At 65.4% G+C, this 13642-nt stretch carries 16 protein-coding genes, 1 tRNA gene and 1 riboswitch; of the genes, 11 read left to right on the top strand and 6 right to left on the bottom strand.

Annotated elements, in window-relative coordinates; genetic code table 11:
* Nucleotides 1-55: 55 nt before the first annotated feature.
* The 5 genes from WS87_RS04710 to glyA form a co-directional block, all read right to left on the bottom strand.
* Nucleotides 56-895, bottom strand: coding sequence for a PilW family protein (locus tag WS87_RS04710; RefSeq protein ID WP_082750719.1), 840 nt, complete (start codon nucleotides 893-895; stop codon nucleotides 56-58).
* Nucleotides 879-1301, bottom strand: a complete 423-nt coding sequence (locus tag WS87_RS04705; RefSeq protein WP_059820120.1) for a PulJ/GspJ family protein — start codon at nucleotides 1299-1301, stop codon at nucleotides 879-881. The genes WS87_RS04710 and WS87_RS04705 overlap by 17 nt, the downstream gene beginning before the upstream one ends.
* Nucleotides 1298-1858, bottom strand: coding sequence for a GspH/FimT family pseudopilin (locus tag WS87_RS04700; protein ID WP_059820227.1), 561 nt, complete (start codon nucleotides 1856-1858; stop codon nucleotides 1298-1300). Before WS87_RS04700 ends, WS87_RS04705 begins: the two co-directional genes overlap by 4 nt.
* A 153-nt stretch (nucleotides 1859-2011) precedes the next feature.
* A complete protein-coding gene (gene nrdR / locus WS87_RS04695) occupies nucleotides 2012-2491 on the bottom strand; it encodes a transcriptional regulator NrdR (RefSeq protein ID WP_059820119.1) in 480 nt (159 codons plus the stop codon).
* Nucleotides 2492-2497: 6 nt separating this feature from the next.
* Nucleotides 2498-3745 carry a serine hydroxymethyltransferase gene (glyA, locus tag WS87_RS04690; protein ID WP_107938106.1) on the bottom strand — a complete coding sequence of 416 codons (1248 nt, stop codon included), beginning with the start codon at nucleotides 3743-3745 and terminating at the stop codon, nucleotides 2498-2500.
* 137 nt (nucleotides 3746-3882) lie between these two features.
* Nucleotides 3883-3983, bottom strand: a riboswitch (ZMP/ZTP riboswitch).
* 180 nt (nucleotides 3984-4163) lie between these two features.
* Between glyA and WS87_RS04680 the strand changes: the two genes are divergently transcribed.
* The 9 genes from WS87_RS04680 to WS87_RS04640 all read left to right on the top strand — a co-directional run bounded on the left by WS87_RS04680 (nucleotide 4164) and on the right by WS87_RS04640 (nucleotide 10685).
* Nucleotides 4164-4910: an SDR family NAD(P)-dependent oxidoreductase gene (locus WS87_RS04680; RefSeq protein WP_059535494.1), complete on the top strand. Its 747-nt coding sequence runs from the start codon at nucleotides 4164-4166 to the stop codon at nucleotides 4908-4910.
* A gap of 108 nt (nucleotides 4911-5018) precedes the next feature.
* Nucleotides 5019-5504, top strand: a complete 486-nt coding sequence (gene ybgC, locus WS87_RS04675) for a tol-pal system-associated acyl-CoA thioesterase (protein WP_059820511.1) — start codon at nucleotides 5019-5021, stop codon at nucleotides 5502-5504.
* A 144-nt stretch (nucleotides 5505-5648) separates the two neighbouring features.
* A complete protein-coding gene (gene tolQ / locus WS87_RS04670) occupies nucleotides 5649-6326 on the top strand; it encodes a protein TolQ (protein WP_010091489.1) in 678 nt (225 codons plus the stop codon).
* Nucleotides 6327-6336: 10 nt separating this feature from the next.
* On the top strand, nucleotides 6337-6786 hold the full coding sequence (gene tolR, locus WS87_RS04665) for a protein TolR (RefSeq protein ID WP_059820510.1): 450 nt from the start codon (nucleotides 6337-6339) through the stop codon (nucleotides 6784-6786).
* Nucleotides 6783-7850, top strand: coding sequence for a cell envelope integrity protein TolA (gene tolA / locus WS87_RS04660; protein ID WP_059820509.1), 1068 nt, complete (start codon nucleotides 6783-6785; stop codon nucleotides 7848-7850). Before tolR ends, tolA begins: the two co-directional genes overlap by 4 nt.
* A gap of 109 nt (nucleotides 7851-7959) precedes the next feature.
* Nucleotides 7960-9255 carry a Tol-Pal system beta propeller repeat protein TolB gene (gene tolB / locus WS87_RS04655; protein WP_059690845.1) on the top strand — a complete coding sequence of 432 codons (1296 nt, stop codon included), beginning with the start codon at nucleotides 7960-7962 and terminating at the stop codon, nucleotides 9253-9255.
* 17 nt (nucleotides 9256-9272) lie between these two features.
* Nucleotides 9273-9782, top strand: coding sequence for a peptidoglycan-associated lipoprotein Pal (gene pal / locus WS87_RS04650; protein WP_059535484.1), 510 nt, complete (start codon nucleotides 9273-9275; stop codon nucleotides 9780-9782).
* 19 nt (nucleotides 9783-9801) lie between these two features.
* Entirely contained in the window at nucleotides 9802-10551 is a 750-nt protein-coding gene (gene ybgF / locus WS87_RS04645; RefSeq protein ID WP_059535482.1) for a tol-pal system protein YbgF, read from the top strand.
* 58 nt (nucleotides 10552-10609) lie between these two features.
* Nucleotides 10610-10685, top strand: a tRNA-Lys gene (locus WS87_RS04640).
* Between the two features lie 152 nt (nucleotides 10686-10837).
* On the opposite strand, the gene WS87_RS04635 is transcribed toward WS87_RS04640, so the two are convergent.
* The gene (locus WS87_RS04635; RefSeq protein WP_059820508.1) at nucleotides 10838-11785 is read right to left on the bottom strand and encodes a cupin domain-containing protein; all 948 of its coding nucleotides are present in this window, start codon (nucleotides 11783-11785) and stop codon (nucleotides 10838-10840) included.
* Between the two features lie 130 nt (nucleotides 11786-11915).
* On the opposite strand from WS87_RS04635, the gene WS87_RS04630 reads away from it, so the two are divergent.
* Both WS87_RS04630 and WS87_RS04625 read left to right on the top strand, forming a co-directional pair.
* Entirely contained in the window at nucleotides 11916-12245 is a 330-nt protein-coding gene (locus WS87_RS04630; protein WP_059474721.1) for a carboxymuconolactone decarboxylase family protein, read from the top strand.
* Nucleotides 12246-12395: 150 nt separating this feature from the next.
* Nucleotides 12396-13229 carry a class II glutamine amidotransferase gene (locus tag WS87_RS04625; RefSeq protein ID WP_059689014.1) on the top strand — a complete coding sequence of 278 codons (834 nt, stop codon included), beginning with the start codon at nucleotides 12396-12398 and terminating at the stop codon, nucleotides 13227-13229.
* Nucleotides 13230-13642 lie beyond the last annotated feature (413 nt).

The raw sequence follows: 13642 nt of genomic DNA, 5'->3' as shown, positions 1-13642 counted from the left end.
GCGCGACCTGCTGCGATTCGCATCGCGAGCTCGTCGACGAATCGGTTTGCGTAGATCATCGCAACACCCCATGATCCTGCGCCGCATCACCCACGGGATCCGTGGATGCGACCGCGGCATTGCGCAACGCGACGATTCGATGCAGCACCAGATGCGCGCGACCATCCGGCGAAACGGCCGTGCGGCCGTCGCAATCGACATGACGCGCGGGCCCGTGCCTCGGTTCGCCACGCGCACGCACGCACACATGCACGGCAACGACATCGCGCCAGTCGCCGCTACCCATCGCCCCTGCATCAACGAACTGCGCGGCTTCGCGCAGAAGGTAACGCACGCGCAGTTGGTCGATGCCGGACACGACGGGTTGCGGCGTACCCGGGCGCCCGCTTCCCTCGCAGTACAACTCGGGCTCGCCCGTCGACGGACTGACATGCGCGTCGAAACGGTTTTCCACGAGCGGCCGCGCACCAGGAGCGCCAACGCCCTGCCCGAGACAATCCGACACCTGTGCTCCAATCGTCGGCCACGTCGACACGGCATCGCCGACATACCGAACCAGCAATGCGTCCGACGCTGCGCGCACGGTTTCGCAGCGCACCTGCGCTCCATTGCCTCGCACGCGCCCCGCGGAACAGCCGAACACCGGCGGTAACGATGGCGCACCTTCGACATCGAGCGGGCGAAACCCGGCCATCTGGATCTGCTCGCCGATCAGCATCAGTGCGGTCGCGGCCGCATCGCGCATCCGGAAGCCGTCTTCCGCTCGCCGCTGCGCGACGCGCTGGGCGTGGTACAGCGCACCGGCAGCGGCAAGCACCAGCAGACCGACCGTCATCGCGATCAGCACTTCGAGCAGCGTATGCGCGCGGCTGCGGCGCTCACCGTTCATCGGCATCGTCCTCGGCCTCCCGAAACGGCATCCGCACGCACGACGGCGGCCCGACTGCTGCCCGCGCACTTTCGCAGCGCGGCGATGTCGGCGCGGAGGCCTGAGCGTCACGCCAGCCGACCGTCACGTAGCGGACACTCGCCGGCCCATCGTCGAGCGCCGTCGTGCCACCGGGCAACGACGCAGACGCGAGCGCCGCGATGCCGTCGTCGGCGCCCGCCACTGCGCGCCGGCTCTCAATGCGGGCATCGGCCAGCCATAGCGCGCGCTCACGCCAGATCGTCGCCCGCTGCGCGCGCGTCATCGCAAGCTGGCTGCCGGCCACCGCCAGCATCACCGTTGCAAGTAGCGCGACGGCCAGCACCGCTTCGAGCAGCGACGTGCCGTGCATGGACTTGCGCGTGCGCTTCATGCCGCTTCGCAATGACCGGCAACGACGCGCGCCCGGCCGCCTGCCGCGATCCGAATGCAGCGCGACACGCGTGTGTCGTCACCGGACAGCGTGCGCCGCGGACGCAACTCGAAACGCCTGATCCCCCCAAGCACCTGGCCCGCCGGCGGAGCAAATGCCAGATCGTGCGCCGCCCCCGCGACGGCAATGTCGGCATCGCGCGGATAGCGCCGCAGCACGCGCGACCGTCCGTCGAACTGCCCGCTGACGATCCAGCCGCATGACCATCCCGCCAGGTCACACCGCTCGCCGGAATGCACGCAATCGCCGTTGCGCCCGGCCCTGCACAGCGTGACGCGCACGCCGAGACGTGTCGCCTCGGTGCGCGCGAACGACAGCGCGCCGAGCAACGCACGCGAGCGTGCATCCACACGTTCACGCATGTGCCACTGATCGAATGCAGGTGCTGCGTATAGTCCGATCGCGGCTGCCAGCGCGATCGCGACCATCAGCTCGACGAGCGTAAAGCCGCCGCCGCGTCGCATGCGTTGTGCAACGCCGTGTCGGTGCAGTCCCATCGCCATCGCCCTCCGTCAACGTGATGCGACGACTGTAGCGACGCAAGCACACACGCGCCATTAGCCGAACGGCCGACTGGCGACATGCGATCGCGGTCGACACAATCGGCGCGAACTGAACCCACGGAGAAGACGATGAACGGACGCAGCGCGTCAGCGCTTACGCGGAGGCTTGGAGGGGGACGCGCGACGGAACTCTTCGATCACGTCGGCAAATTCGGAAACATCCTCGAACCGGCGGTATACCGATGCGAAACGGACATAGGCGATCGTATCGAGGCCGCGCAACTCGTTCATCACGAGTTCGCCAAGCTTCTCGCTACGCACTTCGCGCTCGCCGGTTGCGAGCAGTTGATACTCGATGCGGGCGACCGCCGCGTCGATCGCTTCAGCCGCAACCGGCCGCTTGCGCAGCGCGAGTTGCATGCTGGCGACGATCTTGCGACGGTCGAATTCCGTGCGGCTGCCGTCCTTCTTCACGACGGCCGGCAAGTTCAGCTCGACCCGCTCGTACGTCGTGAAGCGCTTGTCGCAAGCCGAACAACGACGGCGCCGACGAATCGCGGCGCCATCTTCGGACACACGCGAGTCGACGACCTGCGTGTCCTCATGCCGGCAGAACGGGCAGCGCATGCTGGATCAGCGATAAACCGGGAAACGCTTGGTCAGCTCGGCTACTTGCGCGCGCACACGCTCGATCGTCGCTGCGTCTTCCGGGTTCTCGAGCACATCGGCGATCAGGTTGCCGACCGTCTCGGCTTCCGCCGGGCCGAAGCCGCGCGTCGTCATCGCCGGCGAGCCCAGACGGATCCCGCTCGTCACGAACGGCTTTTCCGGATCGTTCGGGATCGCGTTCTTGTTCACCGTGATGTGTGCCGCGCCCAGCGCCGCTTCCGCCGCCTTGCCCGTGATGTTCTTCGCGCGCAGGTCCACCAGCATCACGTGGCTTTCCGTACGGCCCGACACGATCCGCAGCCCGCGCTTGACCAGCGTTTCAGCCAGCACGCGCGCGTTCTCGACCACCTTTTGCTGATATTCCTTGAACTCCGGCGACAGCGCTTCCTTGAACGCCACCGCCTTCGCCGCGATCACGTGCATCAGCGGGCCGCCCTGGATGCCAGGGAAGATCGCCGAGTTGATCTGCTTCTCGTACTCGGCCTTCATCAGGATCACGCCGCCGCGCGGGCCGCGCAGGCTCTTGTGCGTCGTCGTCGTCACGAAATCCGCGTGCGGCACCGGGTTCGGATACACGCCCGCCGCGATCAGGCCCGCGTAGTGCGCCATGTCGACCATCAGGTACGCGCCGACCGACTTCGCGATCTTCGCCAGACGCTCGAAGTCGATCTTCAGCGCGAATGCCGACGCCCCCGCGACGATCAGCTTCGGCTTGTGTTCGTTCGCCAGTTTCTCGGCGGCGTCGTAGTCGATGTCTTCGTTTTCGTTCAGGCCGTAGCTCACGACGTTGAACCACTTGCCCGACATGTTCACCGGCGAGCCGTGCGTCAGGTGACCGCCGTGAGCGAGGCTCATGCCCATGATCGTGTCGCCCGGCTTGAGCATCGCGAAGAACACGCCCTGGTTCGCCTGCGAACCCGAGTTCGGCTGCACGTTCGCGGCTTCCGCGCCGAACAGCTGCTTCACGCGGTCGATCGCCAGTTGCTCGACCACGTCGACGTATTCACAGCCGCCGTAGTAACGCTTGCCCGGATACCCTTCCGCGTACTTGTTCGTGAGCTGCGAGCCCTGTGCGGCCATCACGGCCGGGCTCGTGTAGTTTTCCGACGCGATCAGCTCGATGTGCTCTTCCTGGCGGCGGTTTTCCTGCTCGATCGCTGCAAAGATTTCGGGATCGACGTTCGCGATGGTGCTTTGGGCTCTGTCAAACATACGGTTTCCGTTAAGTGTGTACAGGTTGACCGGAGTGGCCGAGTACATTGCGCTGCTGGCGGAACCAGCCCGACGTGGCGGAAGAATCCGTATGACGCGAGGCAGGACAGCCACCGGCGATGCACGCGACGGCGCACAACGGCTGCCCAGGCGAACGGCAAAAACGGCGCCCCGCGCTTCACGGTGGGATGCTCCACCTTGAACCCGAAGGGTTCTATCGCCAGTCACGCAGGGGTGATGAGCGCGTTAGTGTATTGGATGCGTCATGAATAGGCAACCGCGCGGCAGTCGCCCGGAAATAATGGGGGCCAGACTTTACGTGCCCGTGCCGACGCGCTTTGGCGCCTTGCCGCGGTGCCGCAATCTCAGTAGGCTTGCGGGATACCATCCGCTACTTTGTTACCGACCAGGAGCAGCAATGATCGTGTTCGTCACAGGCGCGTCCGCCGGCTTCGGCGCCGCCATCGCCCGTGCCTTCGTCAAGGGCGGCCACCGTGTCGTCGCAACCGCGCGCCGCAAGGATCGTCTCGATGCGCTCGCGGCCGAACTCGGCGACGCACTGCTGCCGTTCGAGCTCGACGTGCGCGACCGCGCCGCCGTCGAAGCCGTGCCGGCCGCCCTTCCCGCCGAATTCGCGGCGCTCGACGTGCTCGTCAACAACGCCGGTCTCGCGCTCGGCGTCGAGCCTGCGCACAAAGCCAGCCTCGACGAGTGGCAAACCATGATCGACACGAATTGCTCGGGCCTCGTGACCGTCACCCATGCGTTGCTGCCCGGCATGATCGAGCGCGGGCGCGGTCACATCTTCAACCTGGGTTCGGTGGCCGGCACCTATCCGTATCCGGGCGGGAACGTATACGGCGCGACCAAGGCTTTCGTCCGACAATTCAGCCTGAACCTGCGCGCCGACCTGATCGGCACGCCGTTGCGCGTCACCGATATCGAGCCGGGCCTGTGCGGCGGCACGGAATTCTCGAACGTCCGCTTCCGCGGCGACGATGCGAAGGCGGCGAACGTCTACCAGAACGTCCAGCCGCTCACGGCCGAGGACATCGCCGACACGATCTACTGGATCGCGACGCGCCCCGCGCACGTCAACATCAACACGATCGAAATGATGCCGGTCGCACAAGCCCCGGCCGGCCTCGCGATCCATCGCGGCTGACACGGCGAGCGCAGCCGCGGGCCCGGTTCCGGCCGGCCCGCGGCGTGCTACGACGTACTACATTCCGTTACGAATCGGTTACGAATCGGGCCTCGGCCTTCCGGTAAAATGCGCGCCATGACTCAGCCTACCCGCTCCCCGGACGCGCACTCCGGCTTCACCTGGCCGGTACGCGTGTACTACGAGGACACCGACGCAGGCGGCATCGTCTTCTATGCCAACTACCTGAAATTCTTCGAGCGCGCCCGCACCGAATGGCTACGCGCGTGCGGCATCGACCAGCGTCGGCTCGCCGACGACACGGGCGCGATCTTCATCGTCCGCAGTACCTCGCTCGACTACCGCGCACCGGCGCGACTCGACGACACGCTGACGATCACGAGCCGGCCCGGACGCATCGGCCGCGCATCCGTGGAATTCACGCAGGAAGCCTGGCGTGGCGACACGCTGCTCGTCGCCGGACACATTCGCCTCGGCTGCGTCGACCGAACCGGCATCCGGCCCGCGGCAATCCCGCCGGTCGTGCTCGACGCGCTGCAACGCGGGCCCGTCATCGACGCCGGGCAGACTGTATTGTCAACGAAGCTCGGATGAGCACCGTTTAGACAAAACCTATGAACTTGCCTTCCTGAATCGATACTAAGCAAGGTTCGGCGCCAGGCCAGGCCGGCGCGCCGCGCCACACGCATACCGTGCCCCCTCGCCGGACATCCCCGAAGGGACATTACTCAAACCTCTATGAACACTTCTCAAGACCTGTCGATCATTTCCCTCGTCCTCAATGCGAGCGTGCTGGCCCAGGCCGTGATGGGGCTGCTGCTGCTTCTGTCGCTGATGTCGTGGACCTTCATCTTCCGCAAGTGGTTCGCGATCCGCCGCGCACGCGCGCAGACCGAACGCTTCGAAAGGGATTTCTGGTCGGGCGGTGACCTGCAGGCGCTGTATCAGAGCGCGGCCAACAATCGCCACACGATCGGCGCGCTCGAGCGAATTTTCGAATCGGGGATGCGTGAGTTTCTGAAGGCGAAAGAAAAGCGCATCAGCGACCCGGGCCTCGTGCTCGACGGCGCGCGCCGCGCGATGCGCGCGTCGTTCCAGCGCGAAATGGACGTGCTCGAAGCGAACCTCGCGTTCCTCGCGTCGGTCGGCTCGGTCAGTCCGTACATCGGTCTGTTCGGCACCGTCTGGGGGATCATGAACTCGTTCCGCGGCTTGGCGAACGTGCAGCAGGCGACGCTCGCGAACGTCGCACCGGGCATTGCCGAGGCGCTTGTCGCCACCGCGATCGGCCTGTTCGCCGCGATTCCGGCGGTGGTTGCGTACAACCGCTACGCGCACGACATCGACCGCCTCGCGATCCGCTTCGAGACCTTCATCGAAGAGTTCTCGAACATCCTGCAGCGTCAGGCCCAGTAAGGAGCGCGCCATGGCAGGAAGTCCCATTCGATCCAGCATGCGCGGCGGCCGCTCGCGCCGCGCGATGGCCGACATCAACGTCGTGCCGTACATCGACGTGATGCTGGTGCTGCTCGTGATCTTCATGGTCACGGCACCGCTCGTCGCCCCGTCGATCATCAATCTGCCGACCGTCGGCAATGCCGCACCCCAGGAACAGACGCCACCGGTCGTCGTCAACATCAAGGCCGACCGCACGATGAGCGTCAAGTACAAGAGCGACTCCGGCGCGACGCAGGAAGACACGATGACCAAGGCCGAGCTCGACAGCTTCATCCTGGCCCGGCAGGCTGACCATCCCGACCAGCCCGTCGTGATCGCGGCCGACAAGACCGTGCAGTACGATGCCGTCATGACCGTGATGTCGGACCTGAAGGCGCGTGGCGTCAAGCGCGTCGGCCTCCTCGTCAAATCGCAATGAACCGGCAGCAATCCACACGCGGCAACGCCTATCCGTCTCAGCCCCCACGCGAACGCGGCACCTGGCGCGCGTTCGCGCTCGCTGCGCTGATGCACGTGCTGCTCGCGTTGTTCCTGTATCACGGCGTGCAGTGGCAGAACAGCACGCCGGCCGGCGCCGAAGCCGAACTGTGGACCGAGGTGCCCGACGTGCCCGCGCCGCGGCCCGTCGTCACGCCGACGCCGCCCGCAAAGCTCGCTCCTCCCCCTCCCCCGGTGCGGGACGAGCAGGCGGACATCGCGCTGCAGCAGAAGAAACGGCAACAGGAAGCGGCCGCGCGCGAAGCGCTGCTCGAGCAGCAGCGCCGCGCGCAGCAACTGAAGGCCCAGCAAGAAGAAACGCGGCGCGAGCAGTTGGCGGCCCAGCAGGCTGCTGCCCTCGCCGCGCAGAAGGCCGCCGAGCGCGAAAAACAGAAGCAGGCGGACAAGCTCAAGCAACAACAGCTCGTGGAGCAGCAGAAGCTCGAACAGCAGAAACTCCAGCAGCAGAAACTGCAGCAACAGAAGCAGGCGCAACTTGAAGCGCAGCAAGCGGCGAAGGCCAAGGCCGACGCGGCCGCGAAGGCGAAGGCGGAAGCCCAGGCCAAGGCGAAGGCCGAAGCGACGGCGCGCGCGAAGGCCGACGCGGCGGCGAAGGCGAAGCTCGACCGCGAGCGCAGCGCGCGTCTCGCACAGATGCAAGGCATGTCCGGGGCCGGCGAAGGCGGCGGTGAAGGCCTCGCGAAAAGCGGTACCGGGACGGGCTCCGGCGGCAATGCCGCGTCGCCCGGCTATCCCGACAAGGTGCGTCGCCGTGTGAAGCCGAACATCGTCTGGGGCGGCGAGCGCGCGGGCCTGACGACGGTCGTCGCGATCCGCTGCACGCCGTCGGGCGACGTGTTGAGCGTTTCGATCCGCCGTTCGAGCGGAAATTCGGGGTGGGATCAAGCCGTGGTCAATGCGATTCAGGCGTCGGTCCCATTGCCGCCCGATTCTAACGGTCGTACCCCGTCCGACATTACGATTACCTTCAAGGCGGCGGAGTGATCGCAAATGCGCTTACACTCCGTGCGTCGCTGCCGGACGGGAACGAATCGGGTATTTTTACTGTCTCTGCGGTTGCGCAGCGATCCAAGTCACATGGGAAGCAAGAAGCATGAGTTTGATGACGAAACTAGGTTTCAGGGCACTCGTGGCCTCGTGTCTGATTGCGGCCGGCGGCGCCGCTAACGCGCAGGTCAACGTGCTGATCACCGGCGTCGGTTCGACCCAGTTCCCCATCGCCACCGCGAACTTCGCGAACGAGGCGGGCCTGCCGCAGCAGGTCACGTCGATCGTCCGCGCCGACCTCGCCCGCAGCGGCAAATTCACCAATATCGACGCGGGCAGCACGCCCGTGCCCGAGACCGCATCGGTCGATCTCGGCGCTTGGAAGGCCAAGGGCGCGAACGCGTTCGTCGCCGGCAGCGTGAACCGCGAAGCCAACGGCCAGTACAAGGTGAACTTCATCCTGTACGACACCGTGAAGCAGCAAAGCCTCGGCGGCCTGTCGCTGACGGCGACGGACACCTCGCTGCGCACGGCCGGCCACAAGATTGCCGACTACATCTACCAGAAGTTGCTCGGCGTGCGCGGCGTGTTCGCCACGCGTCTGTCGTACGTGATCAAGACGGGCAACCGGTATCAGTTGCAGATCTCGGACTCGGACGGCCAGAACGCACGCATCGCGCTGTCGAGCACCGAGCCGATCATCTCGCCGGCGTGGTCGCCGAGCGGGACGAAGGTCGCGTACGTATCGTTCGAGCGCAAGAAGCCGATCGTCTACATCCACGACCTGCCGACCGGCCGCCGCTACATGGTCTCCGACCAGAAGGGCAACAACAGTGCGCCGGCGTGGTCGCCGGACAGCAACACGCTGGCCGTTGCGCTGTCGCTGACGGGGAATACGCAAATCTATACGGTCAATGCGAACGGCGGCGGTCTGCGCCGGCTCACGCAGAGCAGCTCGATCGATACCGAGCCGTTCTACTCGCCGGACGGCCGCTGGATCTATTTCACGAGCGATCGCGGCGGCGCGCCGCAGATCTACCGGATGCCCGCGCAAGGCGAAAGCGCCGGCTCCGCGCAACGCGTGACCTTCACCGGCAGCTACAACACCAGCCCGCGCATCAGCCCGGACGGCAAGCTGCTCGCCTACATCTCCCGCACGGGTGGGGGGTTCAAGCTGTACGTTCAGGATCTGCAAACCGGCGCGGCGAACGCCATCACGAATACCAATCGCGACGAATCGCCGAGCTTCGCGGCAAACGGCCAGTACCTTCTTTACGCTACCCAGTCGGGTGGTCGCAACGTGCTGGCAGCAGTGCCCTCCGACGGCAGCGCGCCGCCGCAGATCCTGTCCGTCCAGGGCGGCTCCGTTCGTGAGCCGTCGTGGGGGCCCTTCATGCAATGACCACAAGGAGAGTAACCATGATGTCGAACAAAGCTCGTCTGGCCCTGGCCGTGATGATGATCAGCGCGCTCGCAGCGTGTAAGTCGGGCGTGAAGCTCGACGACAAGGCCAACGCGGGCGCGATGAGCACGCAACCGAGCGCCGACAACGTCGCACAAGTGAACGTCGATCCGCTGAACGACCCGAACAGCCCGCTCGCGAAGCGCAGCATCTACTTCGACTTCGACAGCTATTCGGTGAAAGACGAATACCAGCCGCTGCTGCAGCAACACACGCAGTACCTGAAGAGCCACCCGCAGCGCCACGTGCTGATCCAGGGCAACACCGACGAACGCGGCACGAGCGAGTACAACCTCGCGCTGGGCCAGAAGCGTGCGGAGGCTGTCCGCCGCGCGATGGCGCTGCTCGGCGTGAACGACTCGCAGATGGAAGCCGTGAGCCTCGGCAAGGAAAAGCCGCAAGCATCGGGTCACGACGAAGCATCGTGGGCGCAGAACCGTCGCGCCGACCTCGTCTACCAACAGTAAGTAACGGAAGAGTTGCCGTATGACGCACCGTGTATCCTGGCTGCGGATCACCGCAGCAATCTGCGTCGTCGGCGCGGCGTGGTCGGCCGCGCCGGCGCACGCCGGCATGTTCGACGACAACGAGGCGCGCCGCGCCGTGCTCGATCTGCGCAGCAAGAGCGACAACCTGTCCAGCCAGTTGTCGGCCGCCCAGCGTACGATCCTCGATCAATCCGGCCGTATCGACCAGCTGAACCAGCAGGTCGCGACGCTGCGCGGCGAGAACGAAGATCTGACGAACCGGCTGACGACGCTCGAGCGGCAACAGAAGGAGTACTACCAGGATCTCGACACGCGGCTCAAGAAGTTCGAGCCGCAACAGGCGACGATCGATGGTGTCGAAGGCACCGTGCAGCCGGGTGAAACGGATGCGCTTAGCGCGGCGCAGCAGCAATTCCGCAACGGCAACTTCAAGGCTGCCGCCGCGTCGTTTCGCAGTTTCATCGCGAAGTATCCGCAGAGCCCATACCAGCCGACCGCGCAGTACTGGCTTGGCAACGCGCAATACGCGCTACGCGACTACCGCGGCTCGACCGCGACGTGGCAAGCGATCGTGAGCAAGTATCCGCAGCATCCGCGCGCGGCCGACGCGCTCGTCGCGATCGGTACGAACCAGCTCGAGCAAGGCCAGAAGGCGGCCGCGAAGAAGACGTTCGAGCAGGTCGTGTCGCAATACGCCGGATCGAACGCTGCGCAGACGGCACAGGGCAAGATCGAAAGCATCAAATAAATCATGGTGACGGGTTGTTGACAGACCAGCGATCCGCCGCTATAATTTTTTGCTCTTTGGGTCGTTAGCTCAGTTGGTAGAGCAGCGGACTTTTAATCCGTTGGTCGCGTGTTCGAGTCACGCACGGCCTACCAAGATGTCAAGAAGGGGCTTCCGGGAAACCGGAAGCCCCTTTTTCATTGTCGCTGCCTCGCGAGCAAGTGTGCGCCGCGGCAGGCAGACACTTCTCCCCTCCCCGATTTTCGCCAACGGTTCATCGTCGGGCACGACGATCCCGTGGGCAATCTCACGTGCCGCGCTGCGCGCGCCGCCAGCGCCCAGGCGTCGTGCCGAGCACCGCGCGAAACGCCTTGCCGAACGCCGCCTCCGACTGATAACCGACCGCCTGCCCGATTTCCGCCTGGCCGCGCTGCGTATCCTGAAGCAGCGCGCACGCATGCATCATCCGGATCCGCGCGACGAATGCGCCGACACTCATCCCCGCCTTCGCTCGGAAATGCCGCGCATAGGTCGCACGCGACATCGCGGATGCCGCGCCGAGCGACTCGACCGTCCACGATTGCGCCGGCGCCTGCAGCACGGCCTGGACCGACGGGCCGAGCCGCGCGTCAGCGGCCAGCGCGAGCCAGCCGGCCGGCACGCGCGCATCGCGGCCGTACGCGCGCAACGCGTAGGCGAGCAGCGCCTGTCCGAGCGCATTCACGATCGCACGCGCACCCGGCTGCGCGTTCGATGCCTCCGCCCGCAGCACGCTCGTCAGCAGTTGCAGCGACGCAGGCCCCGACGCCTCGCGCAACCCGACATGCAGCACGCGCGGCAGCGTGCGCATCAACAAATCACCGGCACCGCGCGCGTAGACGAAGCGGCCGCAGAGCAGGTCGACACTTGCATCGGCCGGGGCCGCGAGATCGCGATTCGACTTGACCGGCAGCACCGCACCGCCGGCCGCGCCTGGTTCGCGCAGCGACGCGACCGACCGCACACCGCCGCCCTCGACATCGGACAAGTCGTGCGCGTCCCCCGCCGGCAACAGCACGAAATCGCCGTCGGACAGCCGCAGCGTACGCCCGTCAGCCGTGCGCAGCTGGCACGTACCGGACAGCAGCAGGTGAAACGCCGCCTCGCCGGGCGGCAACGGATCGTGCGGCATCGCGAACGGGCCATCGAGCAGGCAGCGCACGTCGAGTTCGACATGACTGCGACCCAGCGACAACAGTTGACTCAACGCGTCCATGAGACGTTTGCGCTAAAAATTGACACTCTAACGTATCGAAACCCTCAGCATAGGCGATCAGAATAAGTGCTGCATCGCCCGAGATCGCGGCATCCGCCGCCCGATCCACTTCTTCTCGAAAGGACGCATCATGCTGAACTGGAACGAATACCGGAAGGAACTCACGACGCGCATCGGCGAAATCGCGAAGCTCTCGCCCGACACGCTGGCCGGCTACAAGGCGCTGTCCGGCGCCGGTGCCAAGACGGGCCACCTCGACGCGAAGACGCGCGAACTGATCGCGCTCGCGGTGGCCGTCACGACGCGCTGCGACGGCTGTATCGCCGTGCACACGGCGGAAGCCGCGAAGCATGGCGCGACCAAAGAGGAAGTGGCCGAAGCGCTCGGCGTCGCGATCGCACTGAATGCGGGCGCGGCGCTCGTCTACTCCGCCCGCGTGATGGACGCGCTCGGCGACTGACGCGTACACGAAGGATGCGGCACCCGCCGCATCCTTCATCGACGATCGCCCGGTGCAGTCCGCCGACCGGCGAGCGCGCGGCAGCCGCGTATAGCGGCGCCGCGAAGTCGGCTACCATGCGCGAGAGGGTTCATCGCGAAGGAGCGCTCCATGTGCCGCTGGCTCGCCTATACGGGTAATCCGATCCATCTCGAGACCGTACTGTTTCGCGCGAAGCATTCGCTGATCGACCAGAGCCTGCATTCGGAACTGGGCGCCACGACCACCAACGGCGACGGGTTCGGCATCGGCTGGTACGGCCGCCCCGATGAACTGCCGTTCCGCTACCGCTCAGTGCATCCCGCATGGAACGACCGCAACCTGCGCGAAGCCGCGCGCGCGATCCGCTCGCGGATGTTCATCGCGCACATCCGTGCGGCAACCGATACGCCCGTCCAGGAAACCAACTGTCACCCGTTCCGCCATGGCCGCTGGCTGTTCGCGCACAACGGACTGATCCGCGATTTCCACAAGCTGCGCCGCGACCTGACGATGAAGGTCGACCCGGCGCTGTTCGCGACGCTCGAAGGATCGACCGACTCCGAGGTGATGTTCCGTCTCGCGTTGACCTACGGCCTCGAGCAGATGCCGCTGCCGGCGCTCGAACGCATGGTCGGCGTGATCGAGGACACCGCCGCGCGCTACCGCGTCGCCGAGCCGCTCAACATGACGATCTGCGCGACGGACGGCGACCGGATCATCGCGGTGCGCTACTCAAGCGAACGGCAATCGCGCTCGCTATTCCACAGCACGTCGTTCAAACATCTGCACGAACTTTACCCACACAATCCGCGCATCGTCGAAGCGGGCGACGACGCGTTCATGGTCGTGTCGGAACCGCTCGTCGACCTGCGCGGCGCATGGGAGGAAGTGCCCGAAAGCACGGCGATCGTCGCGCATGGAGCGGATGTGCAGCAGCGGCCGTTCAATCCGCGGCACAAGTAGGTTGAAGCGGCGTCTAAATTCCCCGCACCGGGGAAATGAGTCCGAATCGAACCGTATTTAACGAGTCATACGACAGGGACGTCAATGGCCGCGGCACCCACCATGACAGTAAAGTAAAAATATTGCGACTCCAAATCCCGATATAAAACGACCGATTCGCACGGATCGAATCGCGCATGATATAGTTGCTATCGATTTTTAGTATCCAAAAAACCATCACTGCATTCGTCACCGACTTCTGCGCGTACTCGCCTTGCGGTTTTCCGCAAATGTTGGCGCGCGATAGACGTCTGATGAATCCCGTGCAAACGCACGGGAAACCGAGATACACCGCCCACGACCCTCACCATCCGAGTCCTGCGGTATAGAGAATTAATAGTCTTTCAAGCAGACTGTCCGGTTGATACATGCGT

The organism is Burkholderia sp. MSMB0856 (assembly GCF_001524645.2).
In the GTDB taxonomy this organism is placed as follows: domain Bacteria; phylum Pseudomonadota; class Gammaproteobacteria; order Burkholderiales; family Burkholderiaceae; genus Burkholderia; species Burkholderia diffusa.
Note: the sequence above shows the minus strand (reverse complement) of the source record. Positions and strands in the feature narration are given on the sequence as shown.